Origin of the sequence: Allostigmatella hybrida (genome assembly GCF_020103775.1) — a bacterium.
Taxonomy (GTDB): domain Bacteria; phylum Myxococcota; class Myxococcia; order Myxococcales; family Myxococcaceae; genus Hyalangium; species Hyalangium aurantiaca.
On sequence record NZ_JAHXBH010000005.1, the window covers coordinates 190,252 to 208,022 of the forward strand.

Here is a 17,771-nt window from a genome sequence, read left to right on the forward strand (position 1 = left end):
ATGACCCGGCGCTTCCTGCTCTGCCTTCTGCTCGCAAGCGTGTGGCTCCCAACGCGCGTGGCGGCCTCCTCGCACCTGCCCACGCCCGGGGAGCGCGCGCGCTACCCCTGGCTGTCCGCCTCCGTCCCCGTGCGCACCCTGGAGGCCACGTTCCCGCCCCCCGCCGGGTACACGCGCCTGGAGGTGGCGCCGGACACGTTCGCGGCCTGGCTGCGCGGCCTGCCGCTGCGCCCCCCGGGCACGCCCGTCCACGACTTCCGGGGCGGCGGCATCCTCGCGGGCACGGATGGGCGCCTGGCGGCGGTGGCCGAGCTGGACGTGGGCACCGCGGACCTCCAGCAGTGCGCCGACTCCATCCTCCGGCTCCATGCCGAGTGGCTGTGGGCCACGAACCAGAAGGCCCGCATCGCCTACCGCTTCACCAGCGGCCACCTGGCCTCCTGGAGCGCGTACGCGGCGGGGGACCGGCCGCGCATCTCGGGCGCGAAGGTGACGTGGGAGCGCAAGGCCCCCGCCTCCAGCACCCGCGCCACGTTCCGCGCCTACCTGGACCTGGTCTTCACCTACGCGGGGACGCTGTCGCTCCAGGCCGAAAAAAACCGTCCGGGCCGTGAGGACGTGCGGCCCGGGGACTTCTTCGTGACGGGCGGCAGCCCGGGCCACACGGTGCTCGTGCTGGACGTGGCGCAGGATGTCAAAGGCCAGCGCATCGCGTTGATCGGCCAGGGCTTCACGCCCGCCCAGGACTTTCACGTCCTGTCCTCGGGCCGGCAAGGGCCCTGGTTCTCCCTGGAGGCGCCGGAGGTGGCCACGCCCTTCTGGAAACCCTTCCCCTGGACGTCCCTGCGCCGGTTCGCGGCGCCTGGAAAATAGAGGTTGGAAATAGTTCCAGCGGTGCTCTGTTCGCGGGCCGCCCGGTGTGCACGACAGGCCACCGGGTTCAGTCACACCCTGCTCCCCTTTTTTTCCCGGAGTCCCATGAGCCTCAAGCCTCTTGCCCGCGCCTTCTGGGCCCCTGGTGCGCTCAGCGCCCTGCTCCTCACGGGCTGCGCCACCTCTCCCCAGCAGCCGCCGCCTCCCCCCCCACCCGCCGCCGAGGCGCCCGCCCCGCAGGCCACCAAGCCCAGCGGCGTGGAGAAGAAGAACTTCGACACCGCCGTGCGGCCCCAGGATGACTTCTACCGCTACGTCAACGGCGGGTGGACCCAGGCCACGCAGATCCCCGCCGACCGCGCCCGCTACGGCACCTTCATCGAGCTGGTGGACAAGAGCGAGGCCGCCCTCAAGGACATCATCGAGGAGGCCGCCGCCGCGAAGGACAAGAAGGCGGGCTCCGACACGCAGAAGGTGGGCGACCTGTACCAGAGCTTCATGGACACCCAGCGCATCGAGTCGCTGGGCCTGGAGCCCATCCGCGCGGACCTCCAGAAGCTGTCCGAGCTGAAGAGCGTGGACGGGCTGCCCGAGGTGTTCGCCAAGCTCAACCGCGAGGGCGTGCAGGCCCCGCTGGCGCTGTTCGTGGGCCAGGATGCCAAGGACGCCACGCGCTACATCGTCTACGTCACCCAGAGCGGCCTGGGCCTTCCGGACCGCGACTTCTACTTCAAGCAGGAGCCCCGCTTCGCCGAGATGCGCACCGCGTATCAGGCCTACGTGGAGAAGCTGCTCACGCTCGGCGGGGAGAAGAACGCCGCCGCGGCGGCCAAGGCCATCCTGGACCTGGAGACGAAGCTCGCGGGCAAGAGCTGGGAGCGCGCGCGCAACCGCGACCGCGAGGCCACCTACAACCTCAAGAGCGTGGCGGACCTGGAGAAGCTCACCCCGGGCTTCTCCTGGAGCCGGTACCTGAAGGCCGTGGGCGCCGAGAAGACGCCGGGCGTCATCGTCCGCCAGCCGGACTTCTTCCAGGCCATGGTGGCCACGATGAAGGCCACGCCCCTGCCGGTCATCCGCCAGTACCTGCGCTTCAAGGTGCTGGATGCGTACGCCCCGCTGATGAACCAGGAGTTCGAGCAGACGCACTTCGCCTTCCGCGGCAAGACGCTGCAGGGCCAGCAGGAAATCCGCCCCCGCTGGAAGCGCGCCGTGGAGACGGTGGAGGGCGGCATGGGCGAGGCCGTGGGCCAGCTCTATGTGGCGCGCCACTTCAGCCCCGAGTCCAAGAAGCGCATGGAGCAGCTCGTGGCCAACCTGCGCGAGGCCTTCAAGCAGGGCATCGACCAGCTCGACTGGATGAGCCCCGCCACCAAGGCCCAGGCCCAGGACAAGCTCTCGAAGTTCACCGTGAAGATCGGCTACCCGGAAGAGTGGCGCGACTACTCCAAGCTGGAGATCGCCGCCGGGGACCTCGTCGGCAACGTCCGCCGCTCCAGCGTCTTCGAGTTCCAGCGGGACTTGGACAAGCTGGGCAAGCCCATCGACCGCAAGGAGTGGGGCATGACGCCGCAGACGGTGAACGCCTACTACAACTCCTCGCTCAACGAGATCGTCTTCCCGGCCGCCATCCTCCAGCCCCCGTTCTTCAACCCCGAGGCGGATGACGCGGTGAACTACGGCGCCATCGGCGGCGTCATCGGCCACGAAATCAGCCACGGCTTCGACGACCAGGGCAGCCGCTCGGATGGCGACGGCAACCTGCGCGACTGGTGGACCGCCGAGGACCAGGCGGCCTTCAAGAAGCGCACCGGCATGCTGGTGGCGCAGTACAGCAGCTTCAACCCCATCGACACGATGAAGGTGAACGGCGAGCTGACGCTGGGCGAGAACATCGGCGACCTGAGCGGCCTCACGGTGGCCTTGCGCGCCTACCAGCTGTCGCAGAAGGACCAGGCGGCCCCGGTCATCGACGGCTTCACCGGCAACCAGCGCTTCTTCCTGGGCTGGGGCCAGGTGTGGCGCACGCTCTTCCGGGACGAGTACCTGCGGCAGATGCTGGTGACGGACCCGCACTCGCCGGGCCCGTTCCGCGTCAACGGCGTGGTGCGCAACATGCCCGAGTTCTACGAGGCCTTCGGCGTGAAGGAGGGCGACGGCGCGTGGCTGCCGCCCGAGCAGCGCGTGAAGATCTGGTAGTCCCGGCAGCCTCCGCCCTGGGGAGGGCCCCCTCTCCTCAGGGCTGAAGCCGCCAGATGCCCGTGCCGCGGCCGGACAGGCTCACCTGCCACCCGTCCGCGGCGCGGGTGAGCGCCCCCACCCGGGGGTCCGCGAACAGCACCTCGGCCGTGGTGCCCGGCAGGGCCAGCGGCCCCACGGACGCGCCCGCGTCCGAGACGTTGTGCACCACCAGCACCTGCGTGTCCCCCAGCGTGCGCACGAAGGCCAGCGTGGTGGCCTGGCCCGTGGTGGCGGTGAGCACCTGAAGCCCTCCCCGGCTCAGCGCCTCCGTGGCGTGCCGCACCTGGATGAGCTTCCGGTAGCGCGACAGCAGCGACTCCTCCACGCCCGTCTGCGCCGCCACGTTGTCCCCCGCCGTGTGGCCCGGGGCGAAGCCGAACCACGGCGTGCCCGCGGTGAAGCCGCCCTGGGGCGTCCCATCCCAGGGCATCGGCGTCCGCTTGGCCTCGTCGTTGTTCGTGGTGCCGTTGGCCAGGCCCACCTCCTCGCCGTAATAGAGGAAGGGCGTGCCCGGCAGGGTGAGCAGCAGCGCCACCGCGCTGGCCTTCCGCCCCGCGTTGAAGCCCAGCTGCGTGGCGCTGCGGACCATGTCGTGGTTGGTCAGCATGGGCGCGTCGCTGACGCCCGCGGGGTACACGCCGCCCATCTCCACCAGCTTGGAGGCGATGAGGGCGGCGTTGTTGGCGTTGAGGCCCGCCATCAGCTGCTCCGAGAGCGGGAAGTTGAAGTTCAGCGGCAGCTCGTCGCCCCCGGGTACCTCGCCGGTGGCGCCGTAATAGGTGGCGATGTTGGGCGTGGTGCTCCAGTTCTCCCCCACCAGCACCGCGTCCGGCTTCACCTGCCGCACGTGCGCGGAGAGCTCCTTCCAGAAGGCGTGCGTCTCCGCCGTGTCGTACTGCCCCGCCCCGCCCCCCGTCTCGATGAGGTAGCGCGCCGCGTCCAGCCGGAAGCCATCCACCCCGCGCGCGAGCCACAGGGAGGCCAGGCGCTTCACCTCCTCGCGCAGGGCCGGGGTGCGCATGTTCAGGTCCGGCATGCCGCTCCAGAACACGCCGTAGTAGTAGGCGCCGTTCTTCAGGTGCCAGGTGGGCGAGGAGGAGAACGAATCCCAGGGCTGCTTCCAGCCCGCGTCGCGAGGCCCCCAGATGTACCAGTCCCGCTTGGGCGAGCTGGGCGAGGAGGCGGACTCCACGAACCACGGGTGCTGCACGCTCGAGTGGTTGATGACGAAGTCCATGATGACGCGCATGCCGCGGCGGTGGGCCTCCTCGCACAGGCGCTCGAAGTCCTGGAGGGTGCCGTAATCCGGGTGGATGCGCTCGTAGTCCACCACGTCATAGCCGTGGTAGCTGGGCGAGACGAACACGGGCATCAGCCACAGCGCGTCCACGCCCAGGTCGTCATGCGTCTCCGGGTTGCCGTCGTTGAGGTAGTCCAGGCGGGAGATGAGGCCCGGCAGGTCCCCCTTCCCGTCCCCGTTCGAGTCCTGGAAGCTGCGGACGAACACCTCGTAGACGACCGCCTTGCGGTACCACTCGGTGCCGGCCACGGGTTCGATCTCGGCCCGGCTTCCGGGCGGCTTGCCGCCTCCAGGTTCTCCGCCGGAGGGATTCGTGGCACAGGCCGTCCAGGTCAACGCGGTGAGGAGACACAGGGCTCGGGTGGGGCGCATGCCGTGCGGTTTACCAGCACCTCCCGCGCCAGGGCCAGCCGGTGGCATCATCGGCACATGCCCCCTTTGCTCATCCTCCCGGGTTACGGGAACTCGGGTCCCCAGCACTGGCAGAGCCAGTGGGAACGCCTCTTTCCAGAAGCGCTCCGGGTCCAGCAGCGCGACTGGGAGCAGCCCTCGCTCGAGGCCTGGGTGGCCGCGTTGGATGCGGCCATCGCCGCGTGTGCGGAGCCGCCCGTGCTGGCCGCGCACTCCCTGGGGGTGAGCACCGTGGCGCACTGGGCGGCACGCCACGTCCGGCCGGTGCGGGGCGCGCTGCTGGTAGCGCCGCCGGACCTCTCCCAACCCAACGTGCCCGAGGTGTGCCGGGCCTTCGCGCCCGTTCCGCGCCAGCGCCTGCCCTTCCGGTCCATCCTCGTGGCTTCGCGGGATGACCCCTATGCCTCATTCGAGGCCTTCGAGGGGATGGCCCGAGACTGGGGCAGCCGACTCGAAGACGTGGGGCGGGCAGGACACATCAACTCCGACTCGGGGTTGGGCGAGTGGCCCGCGGGGCAGGCCCTGCTGCGCGAGCTGAGCCAGCCCGGCCCCGCTTGAGGGAGGCTGCTCGGCTTCAACACGGGAACTGAGCGCCCGTCAGTCCCTCTTGGCTTCGCGGCGCACGGGCTGAGCTGAAGCCTCTTGCTCTACGCCGAGGCGTCAGCGTCCTCGATCATGGAGAGTGGGTAGAGGGCTCGATGGCCGATGTTGGGGTAATACGCCGCGAGATAGAACTCGCCTGCGATGGACACCCACGCGTGCGTAGCGGGCACAGGCTGCTCCCAGAGCCAGGCTGTTGCCTCCTCACGTGTGGCGAAGGATGCGATGGCCACGGGCGGCTCCACCTGCTTGAGCTCCGCGAGATAGTCATGGATGTCGCGGTTCCGTGGCAGACGGCGGATGTTCGTCTCCCGATCATGAACCACGTCGTGAGAGCGATCTCCAATCAAAATCCTGGCGGGCTCGGGTGGATGCGGGTGGTTTTGGAGCCAGGACTCTGCCTCGCCTAGCGTCTCGAAAGAGGCCACTACAAAAGGGGGGCCATGGGACTCCACATGCTTCAAGTACACATCCAAGGCTTCGTACTGGTGGGTTGCAGCAACGAAGCGGATGGCTTCAAGGATGGCATGGATTCGAGCGGCCTCGCCAGCGGTTGTTGGTGGCTGGAGGAGTCTCTCGAAAAAACGCTCTGCGCTTTTCAAGCGGAGACTCAATCCTGTCAAGCCCTGCGGGGGAGGTTCAACGCCCTCCTGGAGTTGATGCGAGAAATCCTCGAAGCGGTAGCTCTGCCCAGTGGCAAAAATGAAGTCCAGGATGTCTCGCGCCAGCTCAAGGGTCCGCTCTTCATCGGGTGAAGGGCCGCTGCTCCATCGGATTCCGATGAATTCATGAGCATCCGCCAGATCAGAGAGTGTCGTCACGGCTCTTCCTCTACGGCGTAGGGCATGGGAGGAGCCTCGGAGGAGACGAGAAGCACGGCCGGCACAAGCACCAGGGCAGTGCCTGCGCTGCCAACGATGACCACGGCGAAGGCTACCCCTGCGATGACGATAACCGTCCCCAGCAAGATCTCCTCGCGATGCCGCTTGAGCCAATCCACTGCTTTGTCAGTGCCTGGGAACTTCACAGCATCGGCTTGCTCACGAAGCCGGCTGCAATCCAGATAGGCAGGCCTGCACCGCCTGCGGCATATCTCTCCTTTTGAGCCCGCGCTTGCATGAGACCAATTGCGGCCTTTGAGACTCGCCTTGCACATCTCTTCACATTGATCGCGCTCTTCCTCGCAGTCTCGGCTGAAGGATGCGTGGACGATCCTTCGCTCGGCACCTCCAGCACTGGGGCGGTACGCATACCGCGACAGGTCGAAGGTGTTGGCAGGGACCCAGGAATGGATCACCGGCCCATCTGCCGGCTCTTCGATGACCAGAGCGTACCTGGATAGATCTTGTGGGACTGACGGGCCAGTCCCTACATGCGAGGGAGTGCTACATGAGACGAGGAGGATGATAAGGCTCATCGCGATGAGCCTCTGAATCGTCCATGTGGCACGCGTGGAAGAGAGAGGGCGGCGGAGCATCGCTTGACGCTGCCACGGTGCGTACTCCCTCAGCAAGCGTCCATGCTCCGGCTACGCCACCTGGGAGCGCAGCCTGGGCAGGAGTGTACCCCAGGGATCTGCGTGGCCTGTCCACAGGCCGGGAGCATCACTCTCCCTCTCCACTGGGCCCCCATCTCTCTATGCGCTTCGGATTTGGTACAAATCGGGTCCATCAAGAATCGATTGGGTTCCGAAATGTAAGCCCTACCCCCCTTACTCGGAGGGAGAGCGCTTGGGAGCAGCGGGGTGCCCTGTGAGGAAGCTGCGGGAATCGAACTCGCGGCAAGGCGAGAGCAAAACCCTAAGCAGGTCGCGCTGTTACCGGCTAACGCCTTGATCTCTCATCGGTTCGTTCTGCCGCCCCATCCCGTTTCGTCCCGTTCTCATCCCCCTGGAGGAGCCCACTGGGGACACATGCGGCCCAACAGGGGCAAGCAGCTTGGACGCAAGCGGCCTGAGTTCCCCAGTCTCCTAGGGCTCACGAGAACCCCGTGGGAGGCGGACAGGAGCTTGTGCCCTGGCAAGGTGTGGCAGGGGAAGAGCGGGTGGAGGAGCGCGGGTGGGCGTACCGGCGGAGGCGACCAGAGGGGACGGTGCTGTACGAGGAGGTGAAGGACAACCTGGCCACGCTGCTGGAGGAGGCGAGCGAGGTGGGGCGCGGCCTGCCCCGGCACGTGGAGCGGGACGTAAGCCCGGTACCTGGAGTGCGGAGTGCTGGAGCACGGCTTCGCGCGGGTGCGCTGCGAGAGGTGCAAGGACGAGTTTCTCGTCGCCTTCTGGTGCAAGGGACGAGGGGTGTGTCCCTCCTGCAACGCGAAGCGAGCGCATGTGACGGCAGTGCAGTGGGTGGAGCAGGTGCTGCCGCATGTGCCCTATCGGCAGTGGACGCTGTCCTTTCCGCATCGGGTGCGGTGGAAAGCGGCTGGGCTGGACAGGCGTGTGTCTGCTGGAGATGAAAGGCTTCTGTGCCGACTCGGCGTGCGGCTCATGGGCTCCCCGTCAGCGTCCCTCACCTCCCGTTCTGCTTCCGCCCGCTACGCCCAAGAGGGCTCCTGTCCTTCCTATGCTCTCTCCGGTAAGGAAGTGAGGCGGGTGGGGAAGGCACCGCCCAGGGCGTGAGTCCTGATGCGGTAACGTTGGCTCCGTGCTCCTGAGATATAGGGGTGCGGTGCCGCTCCTCAGGCTCCAAGGCACTCCTGGCAACGGCTTCGATTCCCGCCGCCTCCATCCCGAGAAGCCCAGCAATCGTAAGGGATTGCTGGGCTTTTTACTTCTCGCTGATTCTTTATGTGCCCCCTATGGGCCCCTCTGGCGTGTCTAGCCCAGAGCGGCGCGCGGCAAGGGGATGGGCCGCCTCAGCCGTCCAAGGCTCAAGGTCGTGTTGCGCTTGGGCGCCCTACTTCTGCTGGGCCCTCTCCCACAGGACAGAATTGCCGAAGCGCGAGGGGGGCACCGTGACGGACACAAGCAATTACGTTGCCTTACTGCTTGCCCCATTGATGAGGAAGAAGAACTCGTTAGTTTTACCCTCTGCAACAAGCAACTCGATGAACTGCTTAAGATCGTCAGGAAGGCTTGGCCGATTCAGCAGAATGTTTCCCAGATTCCGAATCCTTTGCAACTGTCCACCATGCTGGATCCGCCGCTGCAGTTTCTCATTAGTCTTGACTGCATTCACGAACGCTCTCGTTGCCGTATCATCGAACCCCTCGAACATCCGAATAATGATCGGCGCAGCGGTATTTGAATAAAAATCCTTGCGCGCAAATTGGTACGAACTGCCTTTGTAGCCAACATAGGTAAGCGTGAGGGCAGAAACAAACCTGTCCATAAAATCCACTGGCACGCTGCTCCCGAATCGCTCCAACCTGGTTACGAACTGTGCCTCCTCTGACCACTTATCAAGGTTGTCCTCCAACCCCTTGATGATGGGCTCCAGAATTGCTTTCCGGCTGGCGGTGGAGACATATTTCATGCCGCCGACTTTGGCGAGGAAGTCCATTCCATTCTGGATCTTGAACGCATCACCGCCCACAATTTCCTTGTCGAAACGCTTCGCGATCTGAATGCGCGTCTCCTTGGGAAGCACCTGCCAAAGAATTGGCGCAACAATCTCTACGTTCGATCTGAGGGCAGTTGAAGAATCAGGATGCGTGTAGATGCTGTAGAATCGATTTGCCAGTTCATTCTTATAGACTTCTGGCAGATCGCTTACGGCTTGATCGATTGCGACGACATTCCGGTCAAAGCCAGGACTGTCCATGATTGCAATGTAAGTTCCGAGATCAATAATCGCCGGAGGGTATTCCTGTGAGAGCACATACTTGTTGCAGTCATTCATCATATCGAGCACTTTCATCGGAGACGGAGTAGAACTCGATGGGTGCCCGTCGAAAACATTGCGCGTTTCGCGCGCATGGTGGAGCATCTTCCGCGCTTCCCAGGAAATGACTCCGATCTTGTAAGCGCCCTCAATGAGATCGTTGTCGACTACAAGATCTTGGAAATCCTCATATGTTTTGACATCTCTCTTCGGCTTCATCTCCTTGTTGAAGAGATCGAGACTTCTGTAAATGATCTTCCTCCGCAAGTCATCTACAACGGCATTCCAGTACGAACCGATCGCGCTGCGGTAGCCTTTGACAGCCAGAACGCGAACAGCTTCCTCTATGTAGACATTGTCACGCATGTCCTCGCGTATACTCTCCATGGATTTCTTAATGAGAGTAATCTCTTCATGTGACAACGCGCTCGCAGAGTTGGCTGTGAGTGAATCCTGCGACTTCGTACTAAGAAGAATCGATGAATTCTTATCGCTCATTTTTGAATTGGGGTTTGCGAGATAGTTCGTGCCTGTCGAAAACCAAGAAAAAAGGCTGGCGATTCTTTAGGGCCGCGACGTGCGCGGTGATGGCAGTTTCGCCATGAACGACATTGGGATCGTTGTGTTATACTTCGGGCAGGCTTGATCGAGGTACGAGAGAAACTGCTCGTACGTTGGCGAGATCTTCATCAAAGCTGTGGCTGTGGCAAGGTGCTCGCGAAGTTTCACATGACCGATGTCGCGAGTTAGCCACTGGTGGTGCTGGTGCTTACGCCGACCGTTTTCGAGTCGAGGGTTTTTATTCTGGAGTTCCTCAAGCACACCAGGGGCAAGCCGACTGTAAACGATGTCATTCGTGAGAGTACCGAAGTAAAGCGGCCTCTTCGATGACTCCACCTCCCACGGCTTGCCTCGGAGTCGAAACAGTTCCTTGTAGAAATCGTTCGAGAAGGTCTTCACCCACGCAGCAAGTTCTTTTTGGATGAAGGCTTCAAGAATTTCGGCGAGGGCATAGCGAGCGCGATCGTACTGATAACCAGTAGCCTCATCGACGAGGGCAATAATGCCGAGCTGCGCAAACGAGTCATTAAGAATCACGCATTGTCGGGCGATGTGCTGTTGCTGGGGTTGGAGCACGCCATCAGACCAAGCCCGACGCACTGCCTTGCAAAGATCACCAAGCACCTTCGCTTCGTATCCGTTAGCAACGAGCCCCCCCTTCGGGAGTCTAAACTTCAACGGTTCGCGAATCGCGGAGCTCAGTTCCTCGGAGATAAACGGAGAAAGTCGCTTGCCGATTACGAAACGAGCCAGACGATCATTGCCCTGTCCAGTGTTTCCTTCTCCGCCTGCGCTCATATCCAAAGACGACATCATGCCGGATTGGCTGAGTACGCGCCGTCCATCCTCAAGCACGTAGCAAGGGAGTTTGAATCCAGCGAGATCTAGCTCGCCAGAGTGTGTCGCCAGGGGGAGTGACCACCGACCCTCTGCTGCCACACGCGCACTCTGTACCCGCTCCTCGGAAGTCATTTTCGCGGCGCGGGCACGTCCACCCTTCTTCCCGCCCTTTTTGCCGAGGGCGACGGCGTTCGGATCCTTGTCCATGCTGAGATAATGCTCGAACGCTCACGCATGGTCAATTTCTTTTGTCGGATGCGTGAGCGGCTCCGCCAGTACGGGAAGCGCTCCCTCAAGCAGGGGCGGAACCGGGGCAGGAGGAGGAGAGCCCCGCCTTTGCCGCGACGGTGGAGGAGCCGAGGAAGGAGCGCACACCCCGTTTGGACTGGGCCGGGCTGCTGAAAAGGACGTTCGCCCTGGATGTGTTGGCGTGCTGGAAGTGTGGAGGCAGGCTTAAGGGTGTGGGCGTACGTGAAGGGAGCAGGAGGGGTGAGAGCGATTGTGGAGCACTTGGGGTTGCCCACGGCGAGTGCGCACCTGGCCCCTGCGCGAGGGCCGCCCCAGAGCGCGGGGTGTTGAAGCTCAAGCCGCCACAGCCAGCCACGAGAGCCAGGCACCTGCCGCGCCCCTCCTGGGAAGGCGGCTGGGGTAGGCGTGGACCCCAAAGTGGCTGCGCGGCCTCTCCACCGGCTTGCACACAGCCCACATGTCCCCCTCTGCGGTCGTCCTCGGCCCTCCTCGGCCCCTCTGCACCAGCCCTCACCCTCAGCACAGCTCCTATCTGTCTTAGAACCTGGAATCTGTAGAGCCAGCGCGTGTCCAGGCTCGCATGCTGGCTCGGTAGAAGCCCGCCAGGATGGCGGCCCCGCAGCCCTTGGCGTTCAGTGCCCCGGCAGAAGGAAGGTGACCCACCGCGCCAGTGCCTTGATCTTCGGACTGTCTAGGCGAGCGAGGCGGCGCAAGAGGCGGCGCTTCTCGGGCGTGTCACTCAGGCCGGGGGGGCACCGTGCTTACCCCGGGGGCGCTCTGCCCCGGCTCCACCTCGGCAAACCCCATCAGTTCATGGAGGCCGCTGCCGAGAATCAGGCACATGCGCAACAGCGTTGGAACGCTCGGCAGCACGCCCCCCCGCTCCATGCGCCCGTACACTTCGGGAGTGATGCCGATGCCCTCGGCTGCTTCTGCTTGAGTCATGCCTGCCCGCTTGCGTGCCTGCTTCAAGGCCGCGCTCAGGGTGACGGGTCATCGGCGCTGCCGGATCTCGATGTGTCGCGGCAGTGGGGAGGGCTTGCGGTTGCGCTCCGTGGAGCGCCGGGAGCGTGCAGCGGCGGGAGGTTTCGCGGGGGCTCTTGGCATATGGAACCTGCGGGCGTTGTCCTGTCGGACGGGTGAAGGCCCCAAGGGCCAGCGGCGGACGGCTACGCCTCTTCCGTCACCCTGTTGGGCGGTAGCTGGCTCTCGCTCGTGGGCCCGAGAACGCTACGGCTCATGCTGGCCCCCGTCAGCGAGAGCAGCACCTCGTCTAGCGCCTCCTTGGGCCCGTAGGGGGCGCCTAGCGCAGCAAGGCCCGCCCGAAGTTCCGCCTCCACTTCAGCCGCCGACTGATAGCGATCTTCCGGGTTCCGCTGGATCAACCTGCGGACGATGGCGCGCAGCGGGTGCGCCATCGGCTGGGTGAGCTCGTCCACTTCTTCCCGGGTGAACGTGGCAGCCCGCAGGATGCAGTCTTCGGCATGGTCCGGTAGGTCTGCCTCCATGGCCGCCATCGCCGCGTCCAGAACCTTCCCCTTTACCTTCTCCGTGAGCGCCTCCTCCAAGTCGTCGGGCCGCACGGTGGCCGTGCTGTAGAGGTGTCGCCAAGTGGCCAGTTCCAGCAGCACCAGCCCCAGTGAGAACAGATCCGAGCGCGGATCCGTCTCCTCGCAGAGCAACGCCTCGGGGGAGCAATAGAACACGTCGCCATGAGGGCGCGGCAGCGTCGATGCCACTCGGCCCGGCAGCAGGGAGCGCGCGCGGGCGAAGTCCGTCAGGATCACCCCTCCCTCTGGCTCCAGGAAGATGCGGGCGGGGTTCAAGTCCCGATGAACGATGCCCAGCGGGGCGCCGTTCTCGTCCTTGCAGGTGTGTGCGGAGTGCAGGGCGCCCGCAACCTCGGCGCCCACGTAGAGGCAGAACGCCGGGGATAGGAGCCTCTCGCGCATCTGCGAGTAGGTGATCAGGGTGTTGAGCGAGGTGCCCTCTACACGGTCAGACACGAGGTAGAGAACGCCTTGGACTTCGTAGGGCCCGAGGGTGCGGGCGATTCTCGGGTGTTGCAGGTACGTGGCGAGGTGCGCCTCTTCCCGGAGCCGTGCTCGCATCCTCTCCAGCGTTTCGGGATCGTCTGACGACGTGGGCGGCAGAGAGCGGACGATGACTTCCCGCAGGCGCTTCTTCTCGGTGCGCTCCCAGGCTGGGACGGTCCTTTCCCCGAGCCTGGATTGCGCCAACTCTTCGACCAACGGACGCGACAGATCCACCTCATACGAGAGATCGCCGTGAGAGAAGAGAATCACCCCCGGGACGCTCCAGGGTTGGCGAGAAGTAGCCATGTGGGATCGGCTCCTGGCGGCAAGCAAAAGGGCGCCGCGCACCGGAGGGAAACACTACCTGGCATGTGCTGGGACATGGAACGACGCCCAAGGTGAGACGCGGCGCGATCTCTGGCTACAACATCAGCGGAACGCCCCAGTAGGCCCACCTCGATGCGGGAGGGAGCCACCGGGCCAGCTTCACCTGGCCGACGCGCGTTGCCTGTTCAATGCGCGCAAGCGCTCCACCGGGCCTGGCTCACCTCCACCGCTTAACGGCCACCGTCCCGGACACCTTGGAGGCCACAGGGGCGCCGGGCTTAGAGCCCTCTTCCAGTGCCGAGCCCAATCCTTCGACCGGGTTCGCCAGTTCGAGGCAGATCGGCACGGTGCGCCCGCCTGGAAGGTGGGCACGGACGTATCGTCCATAGATGCGATCTCCCGTCGTCCACAGCTGCCCATCTACCCGCATCCCCGCGGGCGCCTTGCCTTCCGCCCGGGTCAGCGCCCCCGTCACGGGCCCATCCTTCCAAACGGCATGAGGTTGCTCGCGTGCCTCTTCATAGGTCCCCTTGGTCACGTCCAGCAGGATGCCAGGCCCGTAGCCCACTGCCCACCCCAGCTCTTGTCGCATCGCCTTAACGGCTTCCTCGGGGCATGGCTCGGGATCCGGGCGCGTCTGCACGCCAGTGCAGCCCGCCTCAAGCCATACGACGGAGGCCACGAGCGCCGCGCACTTTTTGATGAGCGCGCGCCGCCCGCTGGCCTTCTGGACCTGCTGCGGGTCGGGTACGCCGTTGGTGAGCGTTGGGGAGTTGTCGGGCAGCTTCACGGAAGGGCTCGCCTCCTTCTGGGTAGGGAGAGGCGAGGCTAACGGTTCGGGGCGGCTTGTCGGCTTTTCGGCCAGAGTGCTTGAGGCTGGGGGTTGCTCTACTGGTGCGCTCCTGGCCACGGGGGGCGGTTCCGGTTGCGCTGGCGTATGCAGCAGGGATGCGGCCACGACAGCCGCGAAGACAGAGAGCGCCAACGCCCCGAGGAACACCGGACGCAGCCACGCACGGCGCGGGATGTGCTTCACAGGCCCCCACGCTGCAGCAGAAGGCACGGGCGCCGCATCCGCTGGCCCCGCCTGCACCGGGGACGGATGGGAAGGGAGCGGCTCCTGCGGGCCCTCGGGTTGTCGCGCTTCCACTGGCAAGGGCTCCGCTTCCGGGCGCTCTGGCGGTAGCTGCGAGGATGCCGGATGAATGGGGATCTCGCGCCACTCGGTGCCCTCGTAGCGCTCCAAGTCTGCCAGCAGGCGCCGCGCATCCTTCGCCGTCGCTGGCCGCACCTCCAGGTCACGATGGATCAGCTTCATCACGTAGGCGCTCAGCTCCCCTGGAACGCGCCCCTGGGTTGCCCGGTACGGGGTGGGCGGCACCAGCAACATGCTATTGAGCACGGGCCGCCGCTCGCTGCGTTCCGGTGTCGGGTCCGTCAGCACGTCGTAGAGGTTGGCCCCGAGCGCGAAAATATCGTCCGTCTCCTTGAACGTGTAACGAGCCCCATGCTTGAGGCGGTTTTCATCCCAGAAGCTTTGAGCCTCGGGGCTGCGGTTGCGCGGCGTTCCTGGGGGGAGCGGCCCGTCGGTCAAATCTTCAGCGGTCGCGTAGTCCGCCGCTCCAAAGTCGATGATCACCGGCTCGCCGTCCTGGGTGACCATGATGTTTCTCAGGCTCAAATCCCGATGGAGCACCTTTTTCGCGTGCATGTGCTCCAGGGCGTCAAACAGCTTGAGGAACAGGACGACGACTTCATTCGGCGTCGGGTGGGTCCGCTCGACCCAGCGGGCGAGCGTGTAGCCGTCCACGAAATCTAGAACGATGTAGTGGAAGCCTGAGCGCGCGTCCGGCCACCGACCTTGCCCCAGCATGCGGATGATGTAGCGGTGGTTCAGTTGCTGGAGACAGGCCGCCTCGCGACGCGCGCGTGCGTCCGTCTGCTTTGGATCAATGCTGCGCTCTGTCTGACAGGCTACCTTGAGCGCGAAGCGCTCGCCGTCCCTCTCCACCTCGTAGACGACGGCATACCCGCCCCTTCCGATGCGTCGGACAATGCGCCAGTCGCTCACCATCTGGCCGGGCTTCAAGTCCAAGGGATCAAAATCCGCGAACATGCCGCGCACCTCTCGCCAGTGGCTACAGCGTCACCTCGGGAACGGACAGACAGCGGCTCCCGTCACCGTTGCACACCCGCACCGCGTGCTGCGCCCGCAGCCATTCTTCGGGCTCCTCTCGCGCGGGCATCTCCACTTCCACGGCCACACGCACCACACCGCCCGGGGGGATGGTTGCTTGCCCTGAGAGGACCGCGCGAGCGCGGCGCGGCTCCCCTCCTGCGGGCGTGACTTCGGCCCACGCAGGCGCCCACGGCTCCTCCCCAGTGTTGCTCACTTCGAGGACAACCACGCTCCACGTTGCCCCCCCAAGGCCCCAGCACCGAGCGGGGCGAAACTCCCCCCCGAGCGTCTCGAGGCACGCTTTATCAAAATTTTCTCCCCTCAAGCCCTTCTCGGCCACGAAGCCCGCGAGCGCCACGACTGCCGGGCTCAAGGCTGTGGGCCGTGCCTTCAACGCCTCCAGCTCCTTGGCTTGCGCCTCGCACCGCTCGCGCGTGGCCGACAGTTCCACGCGGCACCCCTCGACGGTTTGCGGCGGGCGGCTCACGTTGACCAAGCCATCCGCTCTGTCCGGCTGCCCGGTCAGCAGGAACACGACGCTTGCGGGTGAGCCCTCGCGGTAGGTGATTCGCAACGCGAGCCGTTCGCCCGTCACGAGCGCCACGGCGGGCGAAAGCGTCACGCCTGCATCCCCCACCTCGAATACAGCGAAGCGGGCGCGGCCCTCCACCTGGACAGACTCACGTAGGATCGGAGCGCCCAGCAGGATCACCGTGACGGTGCCAGGCGCGACGTAGAGCACCGGGGTCTCGCCCGACTTGCCCGTGAGAACGACGGAGCGCCCTGCGGGCGCGGCCTGTACTGTCGCTGTAAGGCCCACCAGCAGGGAGGCGAGCGCAAAACTTGGGGTGAAGGGTCGGAACAAGACGGGGGAACCTCCCGGGTAGGCCCCCAGAGTAGCAGACAGGCAAGGCCCGCCGCGTCGGAGTCAGGTGCTGTCCATGCGCCAGACGTCGGCGTCCTTTGCGCGTGCCGTTCACGGCCCCACCGCGCACGCCACGACTCATGAGCGAGGGCTCCACGCGCCCAGCAGGTGAGCCTGAACGCGGGAGACTCCACCGGGCGCACCTTCACCGTATGAGTTCGCCGTGCCCCGTCTCCCTGAAGAGGAAGGCCTGAGCCGGGTGCCTGAGGCAGGAGTTGTCAGTCTTGGCGGGTAGGAATCGTGATGGTGCCAGGAGACTCGATGGCAGCCAGTGCCGCGCGTCGCAGATAGCGCCCCTGCTCTTCCCCACGAAGGCGAGCCGTCTCGATGAGGGAGTAGAAGAGCGCCGCCACCTCGGTGCCCCGCTGAGACTTGCTGCCGTAGTGGTTCTTCCTGCCCAGCACCATGTCCCGCAACTGGCGCTCGACGTGGTTATTGTCCAGAGGCACTACGGGGTGGCTCAAAAAGACAGTCAGCCCGCTCCACAGGTGCAGCATGTACTCCAGGGCCTTGCGGAAGGCGCTGCCAGGCATGGCCCGCTGCGACAAGGCCCACTGTTGGATGCGCTGCACCACGGGAGCTGAGTGCTGCTGACGCACGGCGAGTCGGTGCGCGAGCGCGGCCTGACGGGCCTCCCCGCTGAGAGCGGACCAGTCCGGCAAGTGCTTCTCAATGTCATACAGCTGGCCGATGAGTGCCAGCACTTGTTGACAGGCAGGAGCAAACTTCTGCGCCTCGAAGAATTTGCGGCGCACGTGGGCCCAGCAGAAAGCCAGCGTGGCGGGGGCGGGGCCGTCGACTCCCGACTTCGTCGCGGTCTGGTAGGCGGCGCACCCATCCACTAGACCTCCTCGAATCTCGTGCCCGTGGCGCCCATGCGCTCTAATGCGTCCTTGATCTCCCCGGAGATGATCAGGGTGGTCGACCACCCCTCGGGGCGGAAGACCTTGGCGCTCCCCACCTTCCGCTTGTCGATGCGCATGTCATCTACGGCCCAGTACTTACCCACTTTGTCGGGCACTCCGTCTTCTGCGGTCCAGAACTGCACCTTGGAGGCTTTCTCGTCGATGCAGCGGATGAGGCGCGTTGCCACGACGACGAGGTACTGATCCGGTTGGTCCTCAATGTCCGCCGGGATGATCTGCACGTCGCCGGGGGCACGCTCCGCCAGCATGGAAGCCGCCTTGAGGTGGACGACGGGGACGCCCAATCCCGCCTCGGAGAAATCCAACGGCCTTCCCGCAGTCTTGATGGGGATCTTCAACCGTCCCTCCACCTGCACGGGCGCTCCCCGCGTGAAGTCCCAGTCGTGCACCTTGCGGCCCTGGCTGTCGGTGGGGGTACCCAGGTGCCAGCGGCGGGGCACATAGACATCGTCGGCTAGCCTGAAGAAGCGCTGGGACATAGG

General features: G+C 65.1%; 14 protein-coding genes. 4 read left to right on the forward strand and 10 right to left on the reverse strand.

The genetic code is table 11. The annotated features are described in order from the left end of the window. Both KY661_RS11630 and KY661_RS11635 read left to right on the forward strand, forming a co-directional pair. Nucleotides 1-873 carry a DUF4846 domain-containing protein gene (locus tag KY661_RS11630; protein ID WP_225410274.1) on the forward strand — a complete coding sequence of 291 codons (873 nt, stop codon included), beginning with the start codon at nt 1-3 and terminating at the stop codon, nt 871-873. Nucleotides 874-978: 105 nt separating this feature from the next. Then, nucleotides 979-3,072, forward strand: coding sequence for a M13 family metallopeptidase (locus KY661_RS11635; RefSeq protein ID WP_225410275.1), 2,094 nt, complete (start codon nt 979-981; stop codon nt 3,070-3,072). A gap of 37 nt (nt 3,073-3,109) precedes the next feature. On the opposite strand, the gene KY661_RS11640 is transcribed toward KY661_RS11635, so the two are convergent. Continuing rightward, on the reverse strand, nt 3,110-4,786 hold the full coding sequence (locus KY661_RS11640) for an alpha-amylase family glycosyl hydrolase (protein WP_225410276.1): 1,677 nt from the start codon (nt 4,784-4,786) through the stop codon (nt 3,110-3,112). Between the two features lie 57 nt (nt 4,787-4,843). Here KY661_RS11640 and KY661_RS11645 point away from each other — a divergent pair, with 57 nt between their 5' ends. Then, nucleotides 4,844-5,383: an RBBP9/YdeN family alpha/beta hydrolase gene (locus KY661_RS11645; RefSeq protein ID WP_225410277.1), complete on the forward strand. Its 540-nt coding sequence runs from the start codon at nt 4,844-4,846 to the stop codon at nt 5,381-5,383. A gap of 89 nt (nt 5,384-5,472) precedes the next feature. Here the strand turns inward: KY661_RS11645 and KY661_RS11650 are convergent, their stop codons facing one another. Beyond that, entirely contained in the window at nt 5,473-6,246 is a 774-nt protein-coding gene (locus KY661_RS11650; RefSeq protein ID WP_225410278.1) for a hypothetical protein, read from the reverse strand. A 1,376-nt stretch (nt 6,247-7,622) separates the two neighbouring features. On the opposite strand from KY661_RS11650, the gene KY661_RS11655 reads away from it, so the two are divergent. Further along, a complete protein-coding gene (locus KY661_RS11655) occupies nt 7,623-8,042 on the forward strand; it encodes a transposase zinc-binding domain-containing protein (RefSeq protein ID WP_263436943.1) in 420 nt (139 codons plus the stop codon). 352 nt (nt 8,043-8,394) lie between these two features. Here KY661_RS11655 and KY661_RS11660 read toward each other — a convergent pair whose 3' ends face one another. The 8 genes from KY661_RS11660 to KY661_RS11695 all read right to left on the reverse strand — a co-directional run bounded on the left by KY661_RS11660 (nt 8,395) and on the right by KY661_RS11695 (nt 17,768). After that, nucleotides 8,395-9,612, reverse strand: a complete 1,218-nt coding sequence (locus tag KY661_RS11660; protein ID WP_225410280.1) for a cytochrome P450 — start codon at nt 9,610-9,612, stop codon at nt 8,395-8,397. Nucleotides 9,613-9,810: 198 nt separating this feature from the next. After that, on the reverse strand, nt 9,811-10,854 hold the full coding sequence (locus tag KY661_RS11665) for a P63C domain-containing protein (RefSeq protein ID WP_225410281.1): 1,044 nt from the start codon (nt 10,852-10,854) through the stop codon (nt 9,811-9,813). Between the two features lie 777 nt (nt 10,855-11,631). Next, entirely contained in the window at nt 11,632-11,841 is a 210-nt protein-coding gene (locus tag KY661_RS11670) for a helix-turn-helix transcriptional regulator (protein ID WP_263436920.1), read from the reverse strand. A 224-nt stretch (nt 11,842-12,065) separates the two neighbouring features. Then, nucleotides 12,066-13,238: a serine/threonine protein kinase gene (locus tag KY661_RS11675; RefSeq protein ID WP_225410283.1), complete on the reverse strand. Its 1,173-nt coding sequence runs from the start codon at nt 13,236-13,238 to the stop codon at nt 12,066-12,068. 238 nt (nt 13,239-13,476) lie between these two features. Then, nucleotides 13,477-15,375 (reverse strand): serine/threonine protein kinase, encoded by a 1,899-nt coding sequence (locus KY661_RS11680; protein WP_225410284.1) that lies wholly within the window; start codon nt 15,373-15,375, stop codon nt 13,477-13,479. 22 nt (nt 15,376-15,397) lie between these two features. Beyond that, a complete protein-coding gene (locus tag KY661_RS11685; protein WP_225410285.1) occupies nt 15,398-16,303 on the reverse strand; it encodes a DUF2381 family protein in 906 nt (301 codons plus the stop codon). A gap of 278 nt (nt 16,304-16,581) precedes the next feature. Further along, nucleotides 16,582-17,205: an IS66 family transposase gene (locus tag KY661_RS11690; RefSeq protein WP_225410286.1), complete on the reverse strand. Its 624-nt coding sequence runs from the start codon at nt 17,203-17,205 to the stop codon at nt 16,582-16,584. After that, nucleotides 17,205-17,768 carry an imm11 family protein gene (locus tag KY661_RS11695; RefSeq protein ID WP_225410287.1) on the reverse strand — a complete coding sequence of 188 codons (564 nt, stop codon included), beginning with the start codon at nt 17,766-17,768 and terminating at the stop codon, nt 17,205-17,207. The genes KY661_RS11690 and KY661_RS11695 overlap by 1 nt, the downstream gene beginning before the upstream one ends. Nucleotides 17,769-17,771 lie beyond the last annotated feature (3 nt).

Excerpts from the sequence above, each read along its gene's own strand:
- KY661_RS11630 (WP_225410274.1), top strand. The coding sequence starts at position 1 with ATGACCCGGCGCTTCCTGCTCTGCCTTCTGCTCGCAAGCGTGTGGCTC.
- KY661_RS11635 (WP_225410275.1), top strand. The coding sequence starts at position 979 with ATGAGCCTCAAGCCTCTTGCCCGCGCCTTCTGGGCCCCTGGTGCGCTC.
- KY661_RS11640 (WP_225410276.1), bottom strand. The coding sequence starts at position 4,786 with ATGCGCCCCACCCGAGCCCTGTGTCTCCTCACCGCGTTGACCTGGACG.
- KY661_RS11645 (WP_225410277.1), top strand. The coding sequence starts at position 4,844 with ATGCCCCCTTTGCTCATCCTCCCGGGTTACGGGAACTCGGGTCCCCAG.
- KY661_RS11660 (WP_225410280.1), bottom strand. The coding sequence starts at position 9,612 with ATGCGTGACAATGTCTACATAGAGGAAGCTGTTCGCGTTCTGGCTGTC.
- KY661_RS11665 (WP_225410281.1), bottom strand. The coding sequence starts at position 10,854 with ATGGACAAGGATCCGAACGCCGTCGCCCTCGGCAAAAAGGGCGGGAAG.
- KY661_RS11670 (WP_263436920.1), bottom strand. The coding sequence starts at position 11,841 with ATGACTCAAGCAGAAGCAGCCGAGGGCATCGGCATCACTCCCGAAGTG.
- KY661_RS11675 (WP_225410283.1), bottom strand. The coding sequence starts at position 13,238 with ATGGCTACTTCTCGCCAACCCTGGAGCGTCCCGGGGGTGATTCTCTTC.
- KY661_RS11680 (WP_225410284.1), bottom strand. The coding sequence starts at position 15,375 with ATGTTCGCGGATTTTGATCCCTTGGACTTGAAGCCCGGCCAGATGGTG.
- KY661_RS11695 (WP_225410287.1), bottom strand. The coding sequence starts at position 17,768 with ATGTCCCAGCGCTTCTTCAGGCTAGCCGACGATGTCTATGTGCCCCGC.